Annotated in this window: 11 protein-coding genes; 1 reads left to right on the top strand and 10 read right to left on the bottom strand. The window is 58.8% G+C overall.

Annotated features, from left to right (window positions below):
- Positions 1-33: 33 nt before the first annotated feature.
- The 10 genes from ACA043_RS16255 to ACA043_RS16210 all read right to left on the bottom strand — a co-directional run bounded on the left by ACA043_RS16255 (position 34) and on the right by ACA043_RS16210 (position 12,909).
- Positions 34-1,989 carry an acetoacetate--CoA ligase gene (locus ACA043_RS16255; RefSeq protein ID WP_497657406.1) on the bottom strand — a complete coding sequence of 652 codons (1,956 nt, stop codon included), beginning with the start codon at positions 1,987-1,989 and terminating at the stop codon, positions 34-36.
- A 35-nt stretch (positions 1,990-2,024) separates the two neighbouring features.
- Complete coding sequence (gene hbdH / locus ACA043_RS16250) at positions 2,025-2,798, bottom strand: 3-hydroxybutyrate dehydrogenase (RefSeq protein ID WP_497657405.1); 774 nt, start codon at positions 2,796-2,798, stop codon at positions 2,025-2,027.
- Positions 2,799-2,805: 7 nt separating this feature from the next.
- The gene (locus ACA043_RS16245) at positions 2,806-4,197 is read right to left on the bottom strand and encodes a GntP family permease (protein WP_187679939.1); all 1,392 of its coding nucleotides are present in this window, start codon (positions 4,195-4,197) and stop codon (positions 2,806-2,808) included.
- A 293-nt stretch (positions 4,198-4,490) separates the two neighbouring features.
- Complete coding sequence (locus tag ACA043_RS16240) at positions 4,491-5,897, bottom strand: sigma-54 interaction domain-containing protein (RefSeq protein ID WP_497657404.1); 1,407 nt, start codon at positions 5,895-5,897, stop codon at positions 4,491-4,493.
- A 96-nt stretch (positions 5,898-5,993) separates the two neighbouring features.
- Positions 5,994-7,568 (bottom strand): ABC transporter ATP-binding protein, encoded by a 1,575-nt coding sequence (locus ACA043_RS16235; protein WP_497614187.1) that lies wholly within the window; start codon positions 7,566-7,568, stop codon positions 5,994-5,996.
- Positions 7,569-7,577: 9 nt separating this feature from the next.
- Positions 7,578-8,600: an ABC transporter permease gene (locus tag ACA043_RS16230; protein ID WP_305438116.1), complete on the bottom strand. Its 1,023-nt coding sequence runs from the start codon at positions 8,598-8,600 to the stop codon at positions 7,578-7,580.
- Positions 8,600-9,661, bottom strand: a complete 1,062-nt coding sequence (locus tag ACA043_RS16225) for a microcin C ABC transporter permease YejB (protein WP_497657403.1) — start codon at positions 9,659-9,661, stop codon at positions 8,600-8,602. Before ACA043_RS16225 ends, ACA043_RS16230 begins: the two co-directional genes overlap by 1 nt.
- Positions 9,661-11,529 carry an extracellular solute-binding protein gene (locus tag ACA043_RS16220; protein WP_497657402.1) on the bottom strand — a complete coding sequence of 623 codons (1,869 nt, stop codon included), beginning with the start codon at positions 11,527-11,529 and terminating at the stop codon, positions 9,661-9,663. The genes ACA043_RS16225 and ACA043_RS16220 overlap by 1 nt, the downstream gene beginning before the upstream one ends.
- A gap of 133 nt (positions 11,530-11,662) precedes the next feature.
- Positions 11,663-11,944: a peptidylprolyl isomerase gene (locus tag ACA043_RS16215; protein ID WP_401263861.1), complete on the bottom strand. Its 282-nt coding sequence runs from the start codon at positions 11,942-11,944 to the stop codon at positions 11,663-11,665.
- Between the two features lie 95 nt (positions 11,945-12,039).
- A complete protein-coding gene (locus tag ACA043_RS16210) occupies positions 12,040-12,909 on the bottom strand; it encodes an esterase/lipase family protein (protein WP_497659658.1) in 870 nt (289 codons plus the stop codon).
- A 335-nt stretch (positions 12,910-13,244) separates the two neighbouring features.
- Between ACA043_RS16210 and ACA043_RS16205 the strand changes: the two genes are divergently transcribed.
- Complete coding sequence (locus ACA043_RS16205) at positions 13,245-14,330, top strand: hypothetical protein (protein WP_497657401.1); 1,086 nt, start codon at positions 13,245-13,247, stop codon at positions 14,328-14,330.
- Positions 14,331-14,356: the final 26 nt, after the last annotated feature.

The raw sequence follows: 14,356 nt of genomic DNA, 5'->3' as shown, positions 1-14,356 counted from the left end.
AGTCTCCCCGGCCGCAGGCTGTGATCTTTACGATCAACTGCGCAACTCGTTTCTATTGCGAAATTGCTCCAGTGCCTCCGGGTTGGCCAGCGCATCGGTGTTTCTCACCGGCTCTCCGTGCACCACGTTGCGCACCGCCAGCTCCACGACCTTGCCGCTGATGGTGCGTGGAATGTCGGTGACCTCGACGATCTTTGCCGGCACATGCCTGGGCGTGGTGTTGGCGCGGATGACCTGACGAATCTGCTGTTGCAGCGTTTCATCAAGTGTCACGCTGTCCTTGAGCCGCACGAACAACACGACCCGCACATCGTCTTGCCACTGTTGCCCGATGGCCACGCTGTCGAGTACTTCCGGGATTTTCTCGACCTGGCGATAGATCTCCGCCGTACCGATGCGCACGCCGCCGGGATTGAGCACGGCGTCGGAGCGACCGTGGATCATCATCGCGCCATGGGGCAACTGTTCGGCGTAATCGCCCTGCGCCCAGACACCGGGGAACAGGCTGAAATAGGATTTGCGCAACTTTTCCCCATCGGCATCGTTCCACAACCCGATTGGCATCGCCGGAAAATGCCGCGTGCAGACCAGTTCACCCTTTTCGTCGATCACGGGCTGCCCGTCGTCATTCCACACTTCAACCGCCATGCCCAGGCTCTTGCCCATGATTTCACCGCGACGCACTGGCGACATCGGGTTGCCATTGACGAAGCAGGAAACGATGTCGGTACCGCCGGACATTGAAGCCAGGCACACGTCAGGTTTGAAGTCGCGGTAAACAAAGTCATAACTCTGCGGCGACAACGCTGAACCGGTGCAAAGCAGGGTTCTCAGGCTGCTGAGGTCATGGCTCTCGCGCGGTCTGAGCCCGTTGCTTTCCAGCGTCGCGAGGTATTTGGGGCTGGTGCCGAAGACGCTGACACGTTCGTCTTCGAGCAGATCCAGCAAACGCTCCGGGCCCGGGTGAAACGGCGAACCGTCGTACAGCACCACGGCGCTGCCGACCGCGAGTGCCGACACCAGCCAGTTCCACATCATCCAGCCGCAGGTGGTGTAGTAAAACAAGCGATCGCCTGGGCCGAGGTCGACGTGCAGGCCATGTTCCTTGACGTGTTGCAGCAGTACGCCGCCGGTGCTGTGCACGATGCATTTCGGCACGCCCGTGGTGCCACTGGAATACAGCACGTACAGCGGATGAGCGAAAGGCACCGGGACGAAGCGCGGCTCATCGCCGGGCTGATAAAAGTCGTCCCACAGGGTGACATTGGCTTGCGTGCGATAGTCTTCGATGCGCGCTTGCGCACGTGCATAGGGAACGATGATCAACTGTTGCAGCGATGGCAGTTGCGCAAGGATTTCATTGAGCTTCGTCGTCTGGTCTATCTCTTTGCCGGCATAGCGGTAACCGGCGCAGGTGATCAGGACTTTCGGTTCGATCTGGCCAAAACGATCAATCACGCCGTGGGTGCCGAAATCCGGCGAAGAGCACGACCAGATTGCCCCAAGGCTGGTGGTTGCGAGCATCGCCACCAGCGCCTGCCAGGTGTTGGGCATACACGCCGCCACCCGGTCGCCGAGACCCACGCCCACGGCTTGCAGACTTGCCTGGAAACCGGCGACCTGGCGAGCCAGTTCGGCCCAGCTCAATTGCTCGCGCTGACCGTTCTCGGCCAGGCTTACCACCGCCACGGCGTCATCACGGCGCCGCAATAAATGTTCGGCAAAGTTCAGGGAGGCGCCGGGAAACCATTCGGCGCTGGGCATGTATTCACCTTCGCGTAACACGGCGTCTGGCTGGGTATGGAAGCGAATGTCGAAGAAGTCGACGATGGCTTGCCAGAACGCTTCACGCTCTTCGATGCTCCATTGGTGCAGGGCAGGGTAGCCTTCCAGATTGAGCGAATGGCGCTGATTGACGAAGCGTCGGAAGGTATCCATGCGCGACTTGGCGATGCGGTTGGCGTCGGGCTGCCAGAGGATGTCGGACATTTGTTTGCCTCTTGTTTTCCTGAAGGTGTCGCGGCTTATTGCGCCAACCACCCACCGTCAATATTCCACGCCGCACCACGCACCTGGCTGCCTGCTTCGCTGCACAGAAACAACACCAGTTCCCCCAGATGCTGCGGCGTAACGAACTCCAGCGATGGCTGTTTCTCGGCCAGCAAATCATGTTGCGCCTGCTGCGGATCGACGCCCTTGGCGGCGCGGTCATCGATCTGCTTCTGCACCAGCGGCGTCAGTACCCAGCCCGGGCAAATCGCATTGCAGGTGACGTTGCTGGTCGCGGTTTCCAGACCGACCACTTTGGTCAGGCCGATCACCCCGTGTTTGGCAGCAACGTAAGCCGCTTTGCCTGTGGAACCGACCTGGCCGTGTACAGAGGCGATATTGATGATCCGCCCCCAGCCTTTGGAGCGCATGCCCGGCAGACTCAGGCGGGTGCTGTGAAACACCGAAGAGAGGTTGATGGCGATGATCGAGTCCCAGCGTTCAATCGGAAACTCTTCCACGGCGGCGACATGCTGGATGCCAGCGTTGTTGATAAGAATGTCCACGCCACCGAACTCGCGTTCGGCGTAGGCGATCATCTCGGCAATCTGCGCCGGGTCGCTGACGTCCGCCGGATGATGGCCGACCTTGCCGCCGAACAGCGCCACCTCGCTAATCACTTTGGACGCATCGCCAAAGCCATTGAGAACAACATTGGCCCCAGCCTTGGCCAGCACGAGCGCAATGCCCAGGCCAATGCCGCTGGTGGAGCCGGTAACCAGTGCGGTCTTGCCAGTAAGAGTCGTCATGAATGCCTCACACAATGCCAGTGGCGTAGAAAGTGCCGATCACCACGAAAACCGCCAGGGTTTTGATCAGCGTAATACAGAAAATGTCTTTATAGGCTTCACGATGGGTCAGGCCAGTGACCGCCAACAGCGTGATGACCGCGCCGTTGTGCGGCAGGGTGTCCATGCCGCCGCTGGCCATCGCAGCCACGCGGTGCAACACCTCCAGCGGAATGTTCGCCGCATTGGCGGCGCTGATGAACTGCTCGGACATTGCCGCCAGCGCAATGCTCATGCCGCCCGAGGCCGAGCCGGTAATACCCGCGAGCAAGGTCACGGTGATCGCTTCGTTGACCAGTGGATTGGGGATTTGCTTGAGCCAGTCGGCCAGCACCAGAAAGCCCGGCAGCGAGGCGATCACTGCGCCGAAACCATATTCGGAAGCGGTGTTCATCGCTGCGAGTAACGCGCCACTGACCGCACTTTTGCTGCCCTCGGCCAGTTTGCTGCGAATCGCCTGAAAGCCGAACGCCAATACCATCAGAATCCCGACCAGCAATGCGGCTTGAACGGCCCAGATCGCCGTCAGTTTGGCGATTTCAGTGGTCACCGGTGTGGCCATGCCTGGCAGCGCCAAGCTGTGGGTCTTGCCGTACCACTGCGGAATCCAGTGGGTGAACAGCAGGTTCATGATGCCCACCGCCAACAACGGCGACAGCGCAAGCCAAGGGTTCGGCAGCGTCAGGTCTTCGGCGGTTTCCGGCTCGTTGCGCAGTTCGGTGCCATAGCCTTCACCGGCGCGTTGAGCCTTGTTGCGTTGACGTTGCAGAAACAGCATGCCGGCGCAGAACACGAAAATCGTGCCGATCACACCCAGCCACGGCGCTGCCCACGCGGTGGTGTTGAAGAACGTGCTGGGAATGATGTTCTGGATTTGTGGCGTCCCGGGCAGGGCGTCCATGGTGAACGAAAACGCGCCGAGGGCGATGGTGGCCGGGATCAGACGTTTGGGGATGTTGCTCTGGCGAAACATCTCCGCTGCAAACGGGTAAACCGCGAACACCACCACGAACAGCGAAACGCCACCGTAGGTGAGGAGGGCGCAGACCAACACGATCACCAGCATGGCCTGCTTTGTGCCTAATAGACGGATGGCCGCCGCAACGATCGAGCGCGAGAAACCCGACAGTTCGATCAACTTGCCGAACACGGCACCGAGCAGGAACACGGGGAAATACAGCTTGATGAAACCGACCATTTTCTCCATGAACACCCCTGTGAAAGCTGGGGCAACGGCGGACGGGTCAGTCAGCAGGACAGCGCCGAGCGCGGCGATGGGTGCGAAGAGGATAACGCTGTAGCCACGATACGCAGCGACCATCAACAGCGCCAGGGCTGCCAAGGCAATGATCACACTCATGGTGTGTCTCTCCAGAATTGTTATTTTTGTGGTTGAAACGGGTGTGGGAAGGGGCAAAGCGAGATGTGTGCCAAGTTGTTAACATGTTGAAATTTAAGGAAATTATTCTCTATTTTGAATATGTGGATAGAGTTTTGTCTCAATCGGGAGATTTAGTCGGCCAAAAAAGGTCGCAGCCTTCGGCAGCTCCTACAATTTGAAGCCTATCCACCCTGTAGAAGCTGCCGAAGGCTGCGATCTTTTGATCTTTAAGGTCTTATCCAGAAATAGAGATAAGCATCTCTTTATTGAGACTAGACGATCCCCAGCGCCACCATTTTCTTGTACAACGTCGACCGTCCAAGCCCCAATCTAGCCGCCGCCTCCGGCACCTTACCCCCGCATTGCGCAAGGGCAGACTGAATCAACTGCCGATCAAACCGCTCCCGCGCCTCAGCGAATGTCTCCTCGGCCAACGACTCAATCATCTGTGCAGAAGCACGCTCCACCGGCGTAAACGTACCGATGGCCGCGCGAATGTCGTTCTCGGTGAGCATCAGGTCATCACTCAGCAGCGCTGCTCGTTCCAGCACATTGCGCAGCTCTCGAATATTGCCCGGCCAGGCATGCTGCCCAAGCAACGTCAACGCTTCACGGTTCAGCTCATGTTGACTGCGAAGCTCTTCCAGAATGGCTTCGCTGAGTGCCGGCAGATCGTCGAGCCTTTCACGCAGCGGCGGTACATTGATCGGCAACACGTTGAGCCGGTAATAAAGGTCCGCGCGGAATTCGCCGCGTTTGATCGCCGCTTGCAGATCCGTCGACGTGGCGGCGATCACCCGCACATCACTTTGGATCACGTCGTTCGAACCTACCGGCTCGAACTCCTTCTCCTGCAGCACGCGCAGCAATTTGCTTTGCAGCGGCAGCGGCATGTCGCCGATTTCGTCAAGGAACAGCGTGCCGCCCTGAGCGATTTGCAGTTTGCCGGTACGGCCCTTGCGGTCGGCTCCGGTGAACGCGCCTGGGGCGGTGCCGAAAAACTCCGCTTCCAGCAGCGCCTCGGGAATCGCCGCGCTGTTGATGCTGACGAAGGCTTTGTGCGCTCGGGGCGAGGCACTGTGGATGGCCTGTGCCAGCAATTCCTTGCCGGTACCGGTTTCACCCAGCAGCAACACAGGAGACTCGGCACTCGCACTGCGCCGCGCACGGCGTTTGACGTCGAGGCTGGCGGCACTGGTGCCGATGAAATGGGCGAAGTTGTATTTGGTCTGCCGCGCGCGCAGCAAGGAGCGGGTCGAGGCCAGCTCTTCCTGCATGCTCAGGTAACGCTTGAGCATCGGCGACAGGGTACGCAACTCATCGAACAGGGCGAAGCCGATGGCGCCAATGACCGTGCCCGCGTCGTCGTGGATCGGCAGGCGCATCACCACCAGCGGTTCTTTTGGGGTGTCCTGCATGTCCAGCAGAATGGGGCGACCGGTGCGCACCACCTCACGCAGGAGACTTCCGGGGATCACCCTTTCACAGGGCTTGCCGATGGCGCCTGCGGCGGATTCCAGACCGAAACGCCGGGCGTAACGCTCATTCATCCAGACGATGTTGGCGTCACGATCGACAATCACCGTGCCTTCGCTCGACTGCTCGATGATCTCGAACAGCGAACGGATCGCCAGAGTGCGAACCCTTTGGTAGTCCTTGAGGCTTTCGGTGGTGTTCATGAAGGCTGGTCCGAGGTTTGTGTTGTCAGTGCCGACGCCATCGCGGGCTCGCCAGCGATGGCCACGACCGGGTTTCAAATCGAGCGCCGATTATGCCTACCCCGGATGCGCCGCCGCCAACAGCTCTTTGGTGTAAGGATGCTGCGGCGAATCAAACACCTCGTGACTGGCGCCACGCTCGACCACTTTACCGTCCTTGATCACGATCATGTCGTGGGCCAAAGCGCGGACCACCGCCAGGTCGTGGCTGATAAACAGATAGGTCAGACCGTGTTTCTCCTGAAGCTGACGGAGCAGGGCGACCACTTGTTTCTGCACTGTACGATCCAGTGCCGACGTCGGTTCATCCAGCAGGATCAGCGCCGGTTTCAGTACCAATGCCCGGGCGATGGCGATGCGCTGACGTTGACCGCCGGAAAACTCGTGAGGGTATCGATGACGACTTTCAGGATCGAGACCGACTTCCTTGAGTACACGGATCACTTGCTCGTCGCATTCGCCAGCGGTGGATTCGCAATGCACTTCCAGGCCTTCGCTGATGATCTGTGCTACCGACATACGCGGGCTGAGGCTGCCGAACGGATCCTGAAACACCACTTGCATCTGCCGGCGCCAGGGTCGCAACTGCTTCTGATTGAGGCCGTCGAGCGCTTCGCCCTGGAAGCGGATACTGCCTTCGGAGTCGAGCAAACGAAGAATCGCCTGACCGAGTGTCGACTTGCCCGAACCGGACTCCCCGACGATGCCCAACGTCTTGCCGCGCTGAATGTTCAGGCTAATGCCGTCGACCGCGCGCAGGTATTGTTTGCGCTGAAACAGGCCGCCACCGACGGCAAATTCGACCCGTAGGTTATCGACTTCCAGCACGTTCTCACGCTCGTCCCTCGGCAGTGCTTCGCCTTCCGGTTCGGCATTGAGCAGGACGCAACTGTAAGGATGTTTCGGCTCGGTAAACAGGGTTTCGCACGGTGCCTGTTCGACGATTTCTCCGGCCTTCATCACGCACACGCGTTGAGCGATGCTACGCACCAGATTGAGGTCGTGGCTGATCAGCAGTAGCGACATGCCCAAACGCTGTTGCAGGGATTTGAGCAGCAACAGGATCTTGCGTTGCACGGTGACGTCGAGCGCTGTAGTTGGCTCGTCGGCAATCAACAATTCCGGCTCGCAGGCCAGAGCCATGGCGATCATTACCCGCTGGCGTTGTCCGCCGGACAGTTGATGAGGGTAAGCCTTTAGCCGCTCCTTGGGTTTCTGGATGCCCACTAGTCCGAGCAGTTCGAGAATGCGTGCTTGCGCCGCTTTGCCTCCGAGGCCGCGATGCAGCAGCAGGGTTTCGCCGATCTGTTTTTCGATGGTGTGCAGCGGATTGAGCGAGGTCATCGGCTCCTGAAAGATCATGGCGATACGGTTGCCACGCAGTTCGCGCAGGACCTTGGGGTCTGCCCCCACCAGTTCCTGCCCGCGATAGCGAATGCTGCCGATGGTTTGCGCTTCACTGTCAGGCAGTAATTGCAGGATTGAATGAGCAGTCACCGATTTACCCGAGCCCGACTCGCCGACCAGCGCCAGGCACTCGCCAGGGCGGATGTCCAGGCACAGGTCGCGCACCACGGGCTGGCCATGGAAGGCAACGTTGAGGTTACGGATTTCAATCAGGTTGTCAGTCATGGCCACGCTTCAGGATCGAGGGTCGAAGGCGTCACGTAACGCCTCGCCGATGAACACCAGTAAAGAAAGGATCAGCGCCAGGGTGAAAAACGCCGTCAGCCCCAGCCAAGGCGCCTGCAGATTCTGCTTGCCCTGACCGATCAGTTCGCCCAGCGAAGCGCTGCCGGCCGGCATGCCGAAACCGAGGAAGTCCAACGCGGTAAGGGTGGAAATCGCCCCGGTCAGAATGAACGGCAAGTAGCTCAATGTCGCATTCATGGCGTTGGGCAAGATGTGCCGGACAATCACTTTGCGGTCAGTCAGACCAAGGGCTCGCGCGGCTTTGACGTATTCCAGATTACGCCCGCGCAAGAACTCCGCCCGCACCACATCGACCAGCGCCAGCCAGGAAAACAGCGCCATGATTCCCAGCAGCCACCAGAAATTCGGCTCGACGAAACCGGAAAGGATGATCAGCAGGTACAGCACCGGCAGTCCCGACCACACCTCAAGCAGACGTTGCCCGATCAAGTCGACCCAGCCGCCGTAGTAGCCCTGCAACGCGCCGGCAGCGATGCCGATCAGCGCACTGACAAACGTCAGCATCAGGGCAAACAGAATCGATACCCGCGCGCCGAAGATCACCCGCGCCAAGACATCCCGCGACTGATCGTCGGTGCCCAGCCAGTTGACTGCCGTGGGCGGGCTCGGTGCCGGTTTGGTGAGGTCGTAGTTCGGTGTGTCGTCGCTGAAGGGAATCGGCGGAAACAGCAGCCAGCCACCGTCCTTGCGGATGAGGTTCTGCACATAATCGCTGCGGTAATCGGCCTGGAACGGCAGTTGTCCGCCGAACTCCTGCTCGGTGTGGCGCTTGAACACCGGGAAGTACCACTGGCCCTGATAGCTGACCACCAGCGGCTTGTCGTTGGCGATCAGTTCGCCACCCAAGGTGACAATAAACAGCCCGATAAATAGCCACAACGACCACCAGCCACGACGGTTCTTCTTGAATCGCTCGAAGCGACGACGGCCCAAAGGCGAGAGCTTGAACATCAGGCGTTCCTCGCGGCGAAGTCGATGCGCGGATCAACGAGGGTGTAGCACAGGTCGCCGATCAGTTTTATCAGGAGGCCGAAGAGGGTGAAGATGAACAACGAGCCGAATACCACCGGATAATCCCGGGAAACCGCTGCTTCGTAGCTCATGCGGCCGAGGCCGTCGAGGGAGAAGATTACTTCGATCAGCAGCGAGCCGGCGAAGAACACGCTGATGAAGGCTTGAGGAATGCCCGACACCACCAACAGCATTGCATTGCGAAACACATGGCCATAGAGCACCCGACGCTCACTCAGACCCTTGGCCCGTGCGGTAACCACGTATTGGCGGGTGATTTCATTGAGGAACGAGTTTTTGGTCAGGATCGTCAATGTCGCGAAACCGCCGATCACCAGTGCCGTCACCGGCAACACCAAGTGCCAGAAGAAGTCGGCGATCTTGCCCAGGGTCGACAGCGATTCGAAGTTGTCCGACACCAGCCCCCGTACTGGAAACCAGTTCAGTGAGGTGCCGCCGGCGAACAGCACGATCAGGAACATCGCAAACAGGAACGCCGGCATTGCGTAACCGATGATGATCGCCGTGCTGCTCCAGATATCGAAATGGCTGCCATGGTGCACGGCTTTGCGGATGCCCAGCGGTATCGACACCAGATAGGTAATCAGCGTCGCCCACAGACCGAGGGAAATGGTCACCGGCATTTTTTCCAGGATCAGGTCGGTGACCGTCGCGCCGCGAAAGAAGCTTTTGCCGAAGTCCAGTTGCGCATAGTTCTTGAGCATCAGCCACAGACGTTCATGAGCGGGCTTGTCGAAGCCGTACTGTTTTTCGATGTCTTTGATCAGCTGCGGGTCGAGACCACGACTGGCACGGGATGTGCCACTCATGGTTTCGCTCGCGCCGCCGCCGACACTGGCACCGCCGATACCTTGCAAGTGCGCGATCGCCTGCTCGACCGGGCCACCCGGCGCGGCTTGAATGATCACAAAATTCACCAGCAGGATGATCACCAGTGTCGGAATGATCAGCAGCAGGCGCCGCAGTATGTAACCCCACATCAGTGCGGTCCTCCGGGTCTGCCGCGAGAGATTTTTTCAGCGGTCATCTGTTGATTGGTCAGCGGTGTGCTGCTGATTTCCCACCAGCTCTCGATGGCTTCGTCATTGCTCGCCTGAACCGACGGCATGCCGAAACGGTTCCACCAGACAGTCGAGGTACCCGGCGGATAGTAGTTGGGAATCCAGTAGTAATTCCATTGCAGCACCCGGTCCAGCGCGTGGGCGTAGTGCAGCATGTCGGATTGGGTCGAGGCGCGCATCAGGCCGTTGATCAAGGTATCAACCGCCGGGTTTTTCAACACCATGTAGTTGTTGGCGCCCGGATCGTTGGCCGACGCTGAGCCGAAGTAGTTGAGCAACTCGCCACCCGGAGACGTGGTGACGGGGTAGCCGGTGACGATCATGTCGTAATCGCGGCTCATCAGGCGGTTGACGTATTGCGAGGAGTCGATACGGCGGATATTGAGATCGATGCCGATCTGTTTCAGCGTGCGCTTGTACGGCAGCAACAGACGATCCATGCCGTTCTGGCTGACAAGGAAGGTAAAACTCAGTGGCTCGCCTTCGGCGTTGACCAGTTGATCGCCATCGGGTTTCCAGCCGGCCTGTTCCAGCAACTCGAGGGCTTGCAACTGCTTGTCGCGGATCAGGCCGCTGCCATCGGTTTTTGGCGCTTCGAAGACTTTTGAGAAGACTTCGTCGGGAACCTGCCCACGCAGCGGCTCAAGGATTTTCAACTCTTGCGCATCGGGCAGTTCGCGAGCCGCGAGTTCGGTATTGGAAAAGTAGCTTTGCTGGCGGATGTACAGGTTGCGCATCATCTGCCGGTTGCTCCACTCGAAATCCCAGAGCATGGCCAACGCCTGACGCACGCGCCGATCCTGGAAAATCGGTTTTTGCAGGTTGAACACAAAACCCTGGGCCGATTGCGGCGCTTCGGTGGCCAAGTGGGCTTTTTGCAGGCGCCCGTCGCTGAGGGCGGGGCTGTCATAACCGATCGAGTAGCCGGTGGCGGAGAACTCTCGGTTGTAGTCGTAGGCGCCGCCGCGCAGCACCTGACGTGCAACGTCGGTGTCGCCGAAATACTCGATGCTGAAGTGATCGAAGTTGTACAGGCCGCGGCTGACCGGCAAATCCTTGCCCCACCAGTCGGCATTACGCTCAAACGTAATGCTGCGCCCCGAATCGACTTTGCCGACACGATACGGGCCGCTGCCCAGCGGTGGCTCGTATCCGCCACCGCCGGCGAAATCGCGGTTCTTCCACCAATGTTCGGGGAACACCGGCAGGGTCGCGATATCCAGCGGGAGGGTGCGGTTTTCATTACTTTTGAAGTCGAAACGCACAGTCAGCGGCGCTTCCACTTCGACGCCTTTGACGTCGGCGAATTGGGTGCGGTAGCGCAGGCTGCCCTGGGTCATCAACAAATCGTAGGTATAGCGCACGTCTTCGGCGGTAATCGGTTTGCCGTCGGCGAAGCGTGCTTTGGGATTGATGAAGAAACGCAGCGACAGGCCGTCGTCCGAGCGCTCCATCTTCTGTGCGACCAGGCCGTAAACGGTGTAGGGCTCATCCATCGAACGCTGGGCCAGCGGCGAATAAAGCAGGCCATCGATCTGAGTGACGCCGATGCCTTTGTCTATATAAGGAAGGAGATGGTCGAAGTGACCGATTTCGATCGCCGAGCGGCGCATCGTTCCCCCTTTGGGGGCCTGCAGGCTGGTGTAATCGAAGTGACTGAAATCGGCAGGGTATTTGGCAGGTTCGCCATACACGGTCAACGCATGTTGCGGTGCCGCGTTCACACCGGCGGCGCCCGACAGCAGGGCGAGGGCGGTGAGCATCAATGTGGGGAAAACCAGTCGCATTGTCAGCCTTGGAACCGGGTAATCGATAAGCGCAAGTTGTACGCGAGAGGCGCGTCAGTCGCCAGCCGTATGTGTAACTGAAACACAACGGCCCACCAGAAGGCGGGCCGTTGGACAGCGCTCAGGCGACGGATCAGTCCTGACGGCTGGTGACTTCCAGCAGGTGATAACCGAACTGGGTTTTTACCGGGCCTTGCACGACGTTGATTGGCGCGCTGAATACCACGGTGTCAAATTCCTTGACCATTTGGCCTGGACCGAACGAACCCAAGTCGCCACCCTGACGGCTGGATGGGCAAGTGGAGTTGGCCTTAGCGATTTCAGCGAAATCAGCGCCGCCTTCGATCTGGGCCTTGAGTTCGTTGCATTTGGCTTCATCGGAAACCAGGATGTGACGGGCAGTGGCTTTAGCCATGAGAAAACTCTCCAATCTATTTCAATAAAGTGCGGAGCCTACCGGATTCAGTGGTCGAATTCTCGGCAAAGTTCCGTTCGGTTGTCATGGCCTGATCAGAGATTCGCTGCTTGCAGGCGCGCGGCATGCTCAACGTAAAGGTCTATCGGGTCGAACTGACCGGTTACCTTGCCGGCGCAATGGCGCAGGCTGCTCAGATGATCCAGCGGATAGTCGGAACGGATGACTTGACCCAAGTGAGAGCTGAAACGCCCGACGAAGCCGTCATTCTGCTCCCCCTCGGTCATGAAATACTGCGACAGCGCCCGGCAGGCTCCCTGCACCGGGTCGAGTGTTGCTAGCCCAATGGCCGGAAGAACGCCGCTCCAGGAGTAATACCGTACACCATTGACCTGTTCGGGGCCGTGTCCGCCCCAAGTGCCGGGTAATCCCTGTGGAAACCTGTCGTTGAAGTCACCCACTCCCTCGGTCGTCAGTGCATTGAGCGCCGCCAATGCATTCTGCGGCAGCGTGGTACTGCCGCTAAGCAACGAAAGAAAATCGGCAAATACCGTCGCCACGTTCTGCGCGACGACTTCCGGCAGCCGACCTGGAACCAGCGCCTTGCGCAAAAAGTCAGCCAATTCCGAGCCATGATTGGGGCCGCTGACTGAAGTCACTGAGGCCACGGTGTGTGGGGCAAGCGCTGCGGCGTATCGAGCTGCCAAAGCTCCCTGGCTGTGCCCGATGAGATTGACTTTTTTGGCACCTGTGCCCCGCAGGACACTGTCAATCTGCGTCAGCAGTTGCTTACCCCTGACTTCATTGTCGTGGGTGGCGGAGAGGTGTGGAACGAACACTCGGCAGTCAGCGGTTTTCAAAGCGTCCTTGACGTCATGAAACAGCTCGAAATGGCCGATACGCTCAAATCCAAACAGGCCGTGTACCAACAGGATGGGATAACGAGTTGTAGCACTCCGTTGCATGTTCTTACCTTTTTCGCAGAAGTTCATCGGGGAAATCTGTTGGCCACTCTAAAACACACACCTCGTTGAAGAAGTACGAAGAGGCTTCACTTGGCCGTTGAATTCGGACTAGAGGCTGTACGAATTTTCAGATACTTACGAAATCCAAATCGGAAGTTCTAGCCGTCCTCCGCCTGGGGAAGGTCGATTTAGTGTTGGTTGCCTACCGGGCTTGTAGCGTTTGCGCCATGGCTGCGGTGTATCGGGCTGATATCGAGAACACCAGCAATCGCGTTCAATGTTGGCTGTCGACGCCGTCATGAAGACAGCGTTTTATCCAGGGAATGGAGTTGCGAATGAACATGCATGAAATCGAGTTTTGCTATCGAATGCGTCACCCCGCCAGCCCCAAGACGGCACATGAACAGTTGCCAGCAGCAACGCTTGATTCTCTGCAGGGGAGCGTGCTCGATCCCGCCCTGAGCAAGGCCGTCGTTCGTATCGCGCCTTATGCAAACATGGCGTGTGGCGATCAGTTGCTGATGAGTTGGGAGGGGCTGGATGTCGAGGGTTTTGTTTATCAGCACGAAATGGTCCGCTTTGTCAGCGAAGCTCAGGTAGGCAAAGACGTCGTCTTCGTTATCAAAGGCATGCACGTCGCGGCCCTGGATGGCGGTTCACTGGAGGTCTACTGGACACTTGTCAGCGCGGCCCTGCCCGAACCTGCATCGTCTGCGCGCTTGCAACTGACAGTGGGGGATTCAAGGCCTCAGTTGCTTGCCCCGCACGTCGAAGGTGCAATCGGTGGGGCCCTGGATCCGGCGCGGGTCGTGGAAGGGGCACTCGTCACTCTCCAGCCCTACGCACGAATGGCGGCAGGCGATCAGGTGTCACTGAGCTGGTGCGCAGACGCGTCATCCGCATCGTTCCACGACAGATTGAAGGTCGAAACCTTTGCTGTTTCAGATTTGCTGTCTTTCTGGGTTCCGCCCGAGTACATCGCAGCAAATCTCGGTGGTGAGGTGTCGGTACGCTACCGAGTCGAGCAGTCCAATGGCGTGGCACGTGAGTCCGAGCCGACGAGAATTCTCATCACCCCGTTTCTTCGTGGCGAACTGGACGCACCCGATGTACTTGAAGCTGAGGACGGCGTGCTGCTTGCGGAAGACTCGATTGATGGCGTAACCGTCGTGATCGGCAACGCTCAGGCGCAAGAGGGTGAGCTGGTTTATCTCAAATGTGACGGAGACTTTTTCAATCATCGGGATGATCGCGAAATCACCCGGGAAACCGCAGGAAAGCCGCTGATTTTTATCGTTCCACATCGCTTCTGGCGCGAGCACCACGGATCTTCCGTGCGTGTTGCGTACACGGTTGAACGTTTGGACGATGTCAGTCAGGAGTCCGCAGTGACGCGGGTGCAGGTAGAGGCCAAGCTGTAACGCTGACGGCCCTCCAGTTTGAATAA

It is taken from the genome of Pseudomonas sp. LBUM1648, from assembly GCF_059716145.1.
The sequence above is the reverse complement of the archived record's forward strand: the minus strand, read 5'-3'. Positions and strand labels throughout refer to the sequence as shown.

Bases quoted from the DNA above. Each gene is read 5' to 3' on its own strand.
- ACA043_RS16220 (WP_497657402.1), bottom strand. From the start codon at position 11,529: ATGCGACTGGTTTTCCCCACATTGATGCTCACCGCCCTCGCCCTGCTG.
- ACA043_RS16235 (WP_497614187.1), bottom strand. From the start codon at position 7,568: ATGACTGACAACCTGATTGAAATCCGTAACCTCAACGTTGCCTTCCAT.
- ACA043_RS16205 (WP_497657401.1), top strand. From the start codon at position 13,245: ATGAACATGCATGAAATCGAGTTTTGCTATCGAATGCGTCACCCCGCC.
- ACA043_RS16230 (WP_305438116.1), bottom strand. From the start codon at position 8,600: ATGTTCAAGCTCTCGCCTTTGGGCCGTCGTCGCTTCGAGCGATTCAAG.
- ACA043_RS16255 (WP_497657406.1), bottom strand. From the start codon at position 1,989: ATGTCCGACATCCTCTGGCAGCCCGACGCCAACCGCATCGCCAAGTCG.
- ACA043_RS16210 (WP_497659658.1), bottom strand. From the start codon at position 12,909: ATGCAACGGAGTGCTACAACTCGTTATCCCATCCTGTTGGTACACGGC.
- ACA043_RS16240 (WP_497657404.1), bottom strand. From the start codon at position 5,897: ATGAACACCACCGAAAGCCTCAAGGACTACCAAAGGGTTCGCACTCTG.
- hbdH (WP_497657405.1), bottom strand. From the start codon at position 2,798: ATGACGACTCTTACTGGCAAGACCGCACTGGTTACCGGCTCCACCAGC.
- ACA043_RS16215 (WP_401263861.1), bottom strand. From the start codon at position 11,944: ATGGCTAAAGCCACTGCCCGTCACATCCTGGTTTCCGATGAAGCCAAA.
- ACA043_RS16245 (WP_187679939.1), bottom strand. From the start codon at position 4,197: ATGAGTGTGATCATTGCCTTGGCAGCCCTGGCGCTGTTGATGGTCGCT.
- ACA043_RS16225 (WP_497657403.1), bottom strand. From the start codon at position 9,661: ATGTGGGGTTACATACTGCGGCGCCTGCTGCTGATCATTCCGACACTG.